At 46.8% G+C, this 7,655-nt stretch carries 8 protein-coding genes; 4 read left to right on the forward strand and 4 right to left on the reverse strand.

Annotated elements, in window-relative coordinates; translation table 11 throughout:
- Positions 1 to 259: 259 nt before the first annotated feature.
- The 3 genes from AC5I6P_RS25200 to AC5I6P_RS25210 form a co-directional block, all read right to left on the reverse strand.
- Positions 260 to 697, reverse strand: coding sequence for a M15 family metallopeptidase (locus AC5I6P_RS25200; protein ID WP_495696525.1), 438 nt, complete (start codon positions 695 to 697; stop codon positions 260 to 262).
- 607 nt (positions 698 to 1,304) lie between these two features.
- Positions 1,305 to 2,156 (reverse strand): ABC transporter ATP-binding protein, encoded by an 852-nt coding sequence (locus AC5I6P_RS25205; protein ID WP_495696526.1) that lies wholly within the window; start codon positions 2,154 to 2,156, stop codon positions 1,305 to 1,307.
- A 214-nt stretch (positions 2,157 to 2,370) separates the two neighbouring features.
- On the reverse strand, positions 2,371 to 4,329 hold the full coding sequence (locus AC5I6P_RS25210; protein WP_495696527.1) for a S9 family peptidase: 1,959 nt from the start codon (positions 4,327 to 4,329) through the stop codon (positions 2,371 to 2,373).
- A gap of 299 nt (positions 4,330 to 4,628) precedes the next feature.
- Here AC5I6P_RS25210 and rbp point away from each other — a divergent pair, with 299 nt between their 5' ends.
- Both rbp and AC5I6P_RS25220 read left to right on the forward strand, forming a co-directional pair.
- Positions 4,629 to 4,943, forward strand: coding sequence for an RNA-binding regulator (gene rbp, locus AC5I6P_RS25215; protein WP_495696528.1), 315 nt, complete (start codon positions 4,629 to 4,631; stop codon positions 4,941 to 4,943).
- A 109-nt stretch (positions 4,944 to 5,052) separates the two neighbouring features.
- Complete coding sequence (locus AC5I6P_RS25220) at positions 5,053 to 5,349, forward strand: hypothetical protein (protein ID WP_495696529.1); 297 nt, start codon at positions 5,053 to 5,055, stop codon at positions 5,347 to 5,349.
- Between the two features lie 65 nt (positions 5,350 to 5,414).
- Here the strand turns inward: AC5I6P_RS25220 and ald are convergent, their stop codons facing one another.
- On the reverse strand, positions 5,415 to 6,500 hold the full coding sequence (gene ald / locus AC5I6P_RS25225) for an alanine dehydrogenase (RefSeq protein ID WP_495696530.1): 1,086 nt from the start codon (positions 6,498 to 6,500) through the stop codon (positions 5,415 to 5,417).
- Between the two features lie 249 nt (positions 6,501 to 6,749).
- Between ald and AC5I6P_RS25230 the strand changes: the two genes are divergently transcribed.
- Positions 6,750 to 6,920 (forward strand): hypothetical protein, encoded by a 171-nt coding sequence (locus AC5I6P_RS25230; RefSeq protein WP_495696531.1) that lies wholly within the window; start codon positions 6,750 to 6,752, stop codon positions 6,918 to 6,920.
- A gap of 190 nt (positions 6,921 to 7,110) precedes the next feature.
- Complete coding sequence (locus AC5I6P_RS25235; protein WP_495696532.1) at positions 7,111 to 7,398, forward strand: hypothetical protein; 288 nt, start codon at positions 7,111 to 7,113, stop codon at positions 7,396 to 7,398.
- The last annotated feature ends 257 nt before the right edge of the window (positions 7,399 to 7,655 follow it).

Genomic DNA, 7,655 nt, shown 5'->3' on the forward strand with positions numbered 1-7,655 from the left:
TGATCATGCATTATGGCTCTACTATACGTCCTAACCTGGATTAGTAGGGCTATAACATTGCAATTAATTCAAACCGATTGTAGTTGTCATATAAAGAGCGATCGCGCTTTTCACCGACGCGATCGCTCTAGCTATTAGGCTTTTTGCAAAAGTGGATTGGCAACGGATTTTTGCAAGCAGCAGATTGATCGAGGCTTGTCTGTTCCTTCAGCCCAAGCGCTATTTTTTAGCATTGATGGTTAGGAAATAGCTTGAAACCTCAACATTTACGAGGCTCCTCAACATGTGCAACATCTTTGAAACTTTTCCAATCACCACCCCAAACCAATCCTTCACTTCTAGCGGCTGCACCCAAGTCTTGCCAGAACTGGAAATTTGTGTTTGCCGCAGGTCCGCCCCATGCGTACCGTCTATCGATAATGTCTGCGGCAATTCCACATAAATGTTTGCTTCTCATCGTTTTTGAGACACCTCTACGAACTTTTTCTCGTTGTTCTGCGATTGTTCTCCGTCCCTCAGCAACCTTGGGTTGCCATCCTTTTTTCTCTACCTTAACCAATACTCTCCTCACCTTTTGCTGAAACCCAGGTTCTAGAGACTCAATGCCACCAGCAGCCATAGCGGGCGAGATCGTGGTGTTGGCAATTAAAACGAATCCAACGATCGCAGTAGGAATGTGAAAGTTACTTAAACGCATCTTTTTCTCCTAAAGTAGAAGTAGGCAAAGTCTTCGTTGCTTGATTGCGAAGGGTTTGTTCCTTCTTCTGATTCAACACGTCTGCTTTTCGGGTTTTATGCAGGGGAAGCACTTAAACGTGAAAACTTTTTGGCAGGCATGAGAGAAGCTCTTTAGTTTAAATCAGTTGTCTGACCAAGCGTTGCTGTATCCGAACGATTTAGATAAGAAGGTTCCGTTCACTGAAATTACTACTAATCTTTGAGGATCACGCAGGTAAACCGCTCTGCTGGTCAGCATTCTCACAAAACCGCGCAAATCTGATCACAGACATTCTTCAGATGAATGTCTTGAACTTTTGTTCAACGAACGATCAAACTTATCTCTGACTTTGTTGATGCCTCAGATTTTTTGCTGATCCCTCTAAAGATCTAAAGATCTGCTCAGGTTATAGTTTTAATCCAAACACAAGCTGTTTGAAGACACAGCTAAGTAAGCTAATCCGTAAACTAGTGTGTTTTAACACTCTTGCACTGCGTTCTATCCTACGCTGAACTTTAATCACGGGCGGGATGCGATCGCTGCGACGGATTTTAAAACATGCCCTAGACCAACGCAAGAGGTGAGGTTAATCTAAATTGCGTCCGGTCAATTCTACAAAAATGTCTTCTAGATTGGATGGACGTGTCATCATTCCTGTTTTATTGGACTGCTCATTTAGATACATATTTGCATCATGGACTGTAGGAAAAAATTTGTAGTCCCAACGATCTCCATTCTGTTTCATGACTAGCCCTTCACCGTGTTTATGACGCAGATCTTGTAGCGTTCCTAATTCAATTAATTTTCCGTTATCTAGAATGCCGATGCGATCGCATAAATATTCCACTTCATCCATATAATGCGTCGTCAGCAACATCGTCATACCTTGCTTGTTGAGATCTCGAATGATTTCCCATAGACGGCGACGAGTTTGGGGATCAAGCCCCACCGTTGGTTCATCTAGAAATAAAATTTCTGGCTGGTGTAATAAAGCTCTGGCAATTTGCAATCGCCGCTTCATGCCGCCCGATAGTGTTTTTGCGATCGCATCTCGTCGATCGAGCAACTCCATATAGTCTAACCAGCGATCAATATCGTGTTGTCGTTGCGCTTTGGGAATGTGATGCAGTCGCCCGTGGTATTCCATGTTCTCCCAAACGGTCAGATCACTATCGATGCTTACTGCTTGCAGCACTACTCCGATTCGTTGTTTGACCTGCGATCGGTGACGCATCACATCAAAGCCTGCTACCTGAATCAAACCATCAGATGGTTTCGTCAACGTCGTCAGCATCCGAATTGTGGTTGATTTGCCTGCTCCGTTTGGACCTAGCAACCCAAACATTTCTCCCGCTTGAATCTCAAATGAGAGACCATTGACCACGGGGACTGTACCATAAACCTTGTGAACATTCTGAAGCGAAACCGCGACTGTCATTGACTCTATAACCGAGATGTATCCCCTTTTAACAGTATCGCAGTCTCGCCTTAAATCTCTACGTCTCAGGAGGGCGATCGAGGTCGATGCCTTGCGATCCTTCGGAGCTTGGCAGAGCCAATCGCAGATCCATTCTGATAGCCATTGATTTCATACACCTATTGATTTAGAGATTTGTTGATTTAGAGATTTGTTGATTTAGAGATTTGTTGATTTAGAGATTTGCGATCGCGACCGGATTGATCTCCTCCGCAGCCTCATAGCCGAAGACCCGCGAGTAAAAATAGAATTCGCCGTCTAGAGCGCGTTTAATGTTTTCAGCTTTACGAAATCCGTGTTGCTCTCCTTCAAACAGAACATAGGCAACAGGTAGCCCTTTATCTCTTAGCGCGTTTACCATCATTTCTGCTTGGTTGGGCGGCACAATTTTATCTTCGTCTCCCTGAAAAAAAATCACTGGACACGATAAGCGATCAACAGCGCTGATCGGCGATCGCTGGTCATACAACTCCTTCTCGTCTGGATACACTCCAATTAATCCATCTAGATAGCGCGACTCAAACTTGTGCGTGTCTTCTGCCAAAGCTTTGAGATCGCTGACGCCGTAGTGACTTGCACCCGCTTTGAACGTATCTCGAAACGTCAAGGCACACAGCGTTGTGTATCCGCCCGCACTGCCGCCCGTAATCACTAAGCGATCGCCATCCACCTTCCCCTGCTCAGCCAGATATTTAGCTCCATTTGCACAGTCATCCACATCCACAATGCCCCACTGCCGCTTCAGGCGTTCCCGATACGCGCGTCCATACCCCGTGCTGCCGCCATAATTCACATCCAAAAAGGCAAAGCCGCGACTCGTCCAATACTGGATGCTGAGACTTAACGACGCAGATGTTGCCGCCGTTGGCCCACCGTGACTTTTAACCAACATGGGAGGACGTTCACCCTCTGGCGCGGTGTAGTCCTGATTCTTGGGAGCATAATACAGGGCGTGAGCAGTCAAGCCGTTCTCAGTCGGAAACTCGATTGCTTCGGGAATGGAGAGATACCCTGAATCAATTTTTAATTCGCTAGCTCGACGCAACACCTCGCATTGCTCAGTTGATAAATCGAATCGAACGATCCCGCTTGGCTCGGTGGGTGAACCTCCCACAAAAACCGCATGTTCTGCGTTGACATGTAACCCAGCAATGCTGGTATAAGGCGTAGAAAGATCGCTTAACTCAAGACGGTTGAGATCAAGACTTGCTAATTGGCTGATACCGTTCTGAGTGTAGGTGCAAATTAAGAGATCGCGATTCGCAAACCCATACGTTGACATGCCAAACACCCACAGCGGCAGCCCAAATTCCGCCTCTTTTGGACACAGCGCTTCGATTTCTCCATCCATCGGAGTCCAACGGTAGAGATTCCACCAATTTGTGCGATCGCTGACAAAATACAACCGGCCATCCGGCGACCATTGGGGCTGAAAAATCGATTCGTGATCCCCTGCAATCTTTTGCACCTCTGTAATAGAGCCATCCGCTTGCACCTGACCAACCCACAGTTCCGTTTCATCCCACGGCATATGCGGATGATTCCAACTAATCCACGCCAGCATAGAGCCATCAGGACTGAGACGCGGGAAAGCATAAAAATCGCTGCCAGAAATGAGAACGTTTTGATCCCGTCCATCCAACGGAACGCTGATGATGGTATTGATTACTTCTCGATCCGCAACGGTATGGTCTTCTCGAACACAAATTAGTTGCTCTCGGAATGGATCAACTATTACATCGGCATATCGGAACAATTGTTCAGGTGTCATTGGAAGGGACGCATCTGGGGTCAGCGCTTCGTTCAACTCCAAAGGAATCACCTGACGATAAAGCCGTTGATCAGAAAAATTAGAAAAATAAATCACGCGATCGACAACACTAAACGCACCACCGCCGTATTCATGAACACGAGTTCGAGCATTAAACGGTGCGGGTGTCATGTCAGTTATTTCACCATTTGGCGTTCTGCGAACGATGACATTGCGTCCGCCTTCTGTAGGACGTGATTCACCCCAATAAATATCCTGACCATCTAGCTGAATTTGTCCTAGCCCAATAGAACCTGCAACAATCAAATCGGATGTGATAGGCGACTTCCAAGTCCCGTAGGGAGCAACCTGTGAACCAGTCATATGCATTCTCCAGACAAAATATTAAGGGTAGAAAATAGGGGGCAAAAACCAACGACAAATCTCGCCTTTGGGAGATTTGAGATCCTAAATTTCCGAGAGGTATTGCCGCCTAAAATCGCATCCTACCTTGAAAAATCGTGTTACATTAGGGATACAGGGATGAAGATCGGTTTACACGTTTGTTTTTCTGAAAACTCTCACGTTTAGTTCCATCTAGGCTGACAGGTTGGTTTTTCTTAAGGCAGGCTTTTTCCAAGATCTCCCATCTCTACACTTTCTGCTTCTGGAGATTCATTTCAATGTCGATTTACGTAGGTAATCTCTCTTATGAGGTTACGCAAGATGATTTGACCGCTATTTTCGCAGAATATGGTTCGGTCAAGCGAGTTCAGCTTCCGATGGATCGTGAGACCGGTCGGGTGCGTGGTTTTGGGTTCGTGGAAATGTCATCCGATGACGAAGAAACAGCCGCGATTGAAGCCCTAGATGGTGCAGAATGGATGGGTCGCGATATGCGCGTCAACAAAGCGAAGCCCCGTGAAGATAATCGTAGCGGCGGCGGTGGAAACCGTGGTGGCGGCGGTGGTCGCAACGGATATTCTTCTCGCTACTAAAAAATTCTGATGCAACTTAAAGTTGTCCTACTTGGGTATGTGCTACCTGAAGTAGGGCAGCTTTTTTAGTTTGTATTATTTAACCTATTTGTACTATCCAATTGACGGCATGAGAGCGCGGATTGAAGACAACATCTTGTTTTTGCATCATGAAGATGTGCCTCCCTACAAAAAAGGGGGATCGGTGGTGCGAAATAGCTATTTTTGGGCGTTAAAAGCGATCGCGGGACGGGCAAGCCGGGGGCGCGATTGGGAATACGAACCCGAAGTCTGGTTTGCCCTAAAACGCATGTTGCTCTCGTTTATGGAGTCAGGCTATCTAGGGTTGTCGGAGACACAGTTGGAATTTCCGCCCGATGCAGAAGAAATTCCAGACGTGTTGCGATCGGTCTCGACCTGGCTGTAGCTAACCTGACAAATAGCTCTAATTTCTTCCAGAAATCGGAAACCTAGATACACCTAAACAGCTTCTTAAACTAAGTCTGGAAATACCTCTTGAACAGCAGGATGAATCAGATGATGATTCTGCACATTCAACCCTTTCGCCAGGATAGGATCGCGTTCTAACGCCGCTAAACCGCCATTTGCAAGTTTTGACACATAGGGCAGCGTACTGTGGTTAAGCGCTTGGGTTGCTGTCCAAGGAACGGCTCCAGGCATATTTGGCACACCATAATGAACAACGCCTTCTTCAACATACGTGGGATGCGTGTGCGACGTCGGACGCATGGTTTCGATGCAACCGCCTTGATCGACTGCAACATCGACAATCACAGAACCCGGACGCATGTGCTTGACCAGTTCGCGCGATACCAGAATCGGCGCTCGCTTCGCTAAAACTAGAACGGCACCGATCAGCAAATCTGCGTTAGGAACCACTTCTTCAATGTGGCTAGAGTTGCTGTAAAGTAGCTCGACTCGTGACCCAAAAATTGTTTCTAAGTACGACAAGCGATCGGCGCTTACATCAAGAATTTGTACCTGTGCGCCCATTCCGATCGCCATTCGTGCCGCTTCAGTGCCAACAACTCCGCCGCCCAAAATTACCACACGACCTGGCTTAACCCCCGGAATGCCACCCAACAGAACGCCCCGCCCGCCCTGCTGCCGTTCCAGAAAACGTGCGCCAAATTGAACCGAAAGCCGACCAGCAATAATGCTCATAGGTGTTAAAAGCGGCAGGCGTCGGTCAGGCAGTTCTACCGTTTCGTAAGCGATCGCGCTTACGCCTGACGCTAATAACCGCTCCGTCAAAGTGCGATTAGCCGCCAAATGCAAATAGGTAAATAGAATTTGCTCCTTGCGGAGAAGTTCATATTCAGAGGTCAGGGGTTCTTTGACCTTCACCACGAGTTCCCGATTCCACACATCATGCGCAAGGGGAACCATCGTTGCGCCCGCTGCGATATAGTCTGCATCTGAGAAGCCCGATCCCAGCCCTGCTTCTTTCTCAACAAACACTGAATGTCCTTGTTCGACCAATACTCGGACACTACTTGGAGTCAGACCAACGCGAAACTCCTGATCCTTTGTCTCTTTAGGAACGCCAATTTCCATCTAAACCTCTTTTGCGGCTCTCTAGTTCTAGCTTAGTGTGCCTAGTTTTTGATGACAGTCATCCGTTTAGCAGATCCATGAGCAATCTGTCTCAGTCCCGTTTAGAATAGGAACAGCAAGGTAAAGAATTGTAAAAGCAAGGTCAATTTTTAGTGCCTTGTTGGCCGATCTACCTTGAAATGACAAGTAGTGAAATAACAGTAGTTGGTTCGCTCCTCTTAAGGTTTATACACGCTGAGGTTACACACCATGACATCCACCCAACCCACAACCACTCCTAAATTTGAAGAGCCTAAGTTTGGCTTCAATGACTATGCAGAGCGGCTTAATGGTCGGGCAGCTATGCTTGGGTTTGTGATTGCGCTTGCGATCGAGTACGTCACTGGGCAAGGCGTTTTATCTTGGCTTGGGTTAAGATAAGCGCTGATATTAGGTTAAGGAGGTATCGTACTAGGCAAACCTACCTCCTGAGGTCATGTAGTTTTACTTACAGTATCTCTAGAAATGTCAACAAAAGCGTTTGGGCTAGAAGGCTCTACTCGGGTGAGTTCTATTGGTCTAGGTCGAACGTTTTAGAATATAAGAAGTCGCTGTAATCGAGCAACCTGTGATGAACGCTGTGTGGAATCGGGTATTGAAGTCAGTTTATGGAAAAGAGCCAATCACGGGCTTTATCCTGACGGCAGGTGCGGTGGATGTAGCGATCGGGGGGATTGACCAAAGTTCGTCTTTGGTCTTCTTTGGCTTGTGTGTCGTTTCTGCCGCTCTTGGTTTGCGGTGGTGGCAGTTTTATCGTCGTTCTTCAGAGACAGTTCGAGAAGAACGAGTTGCCTATGCTCTTCCGCCTCAGTCATCTCGTCCGTCGTTGCCAACGCTAAGTGTTCCCAAGAAGAAATAACTGCCGTTGCACAGTTTCTTTTGTGCAACTGGGTTGTTGGTTTAGCTTGCTGGGATAGTTGACTCATCGCTCATTTTGCTTATCGCGTCTGCCTAAAATCGCGATCGCTTTTGTCTCAGTTTATAGATAAATTTTGTACAATATAAACCATTTGCGAAACTGTTTTAGGATTTGATTGCAATTTAATTTCTAGACTAGAAAATTTCGGCGTTGCTGAATGAGAAGATGAATTAGCATGGAATCGGCACATCTCGAAA

The organism is Myxacorys sp. (genome assembly GCF_059501405.1).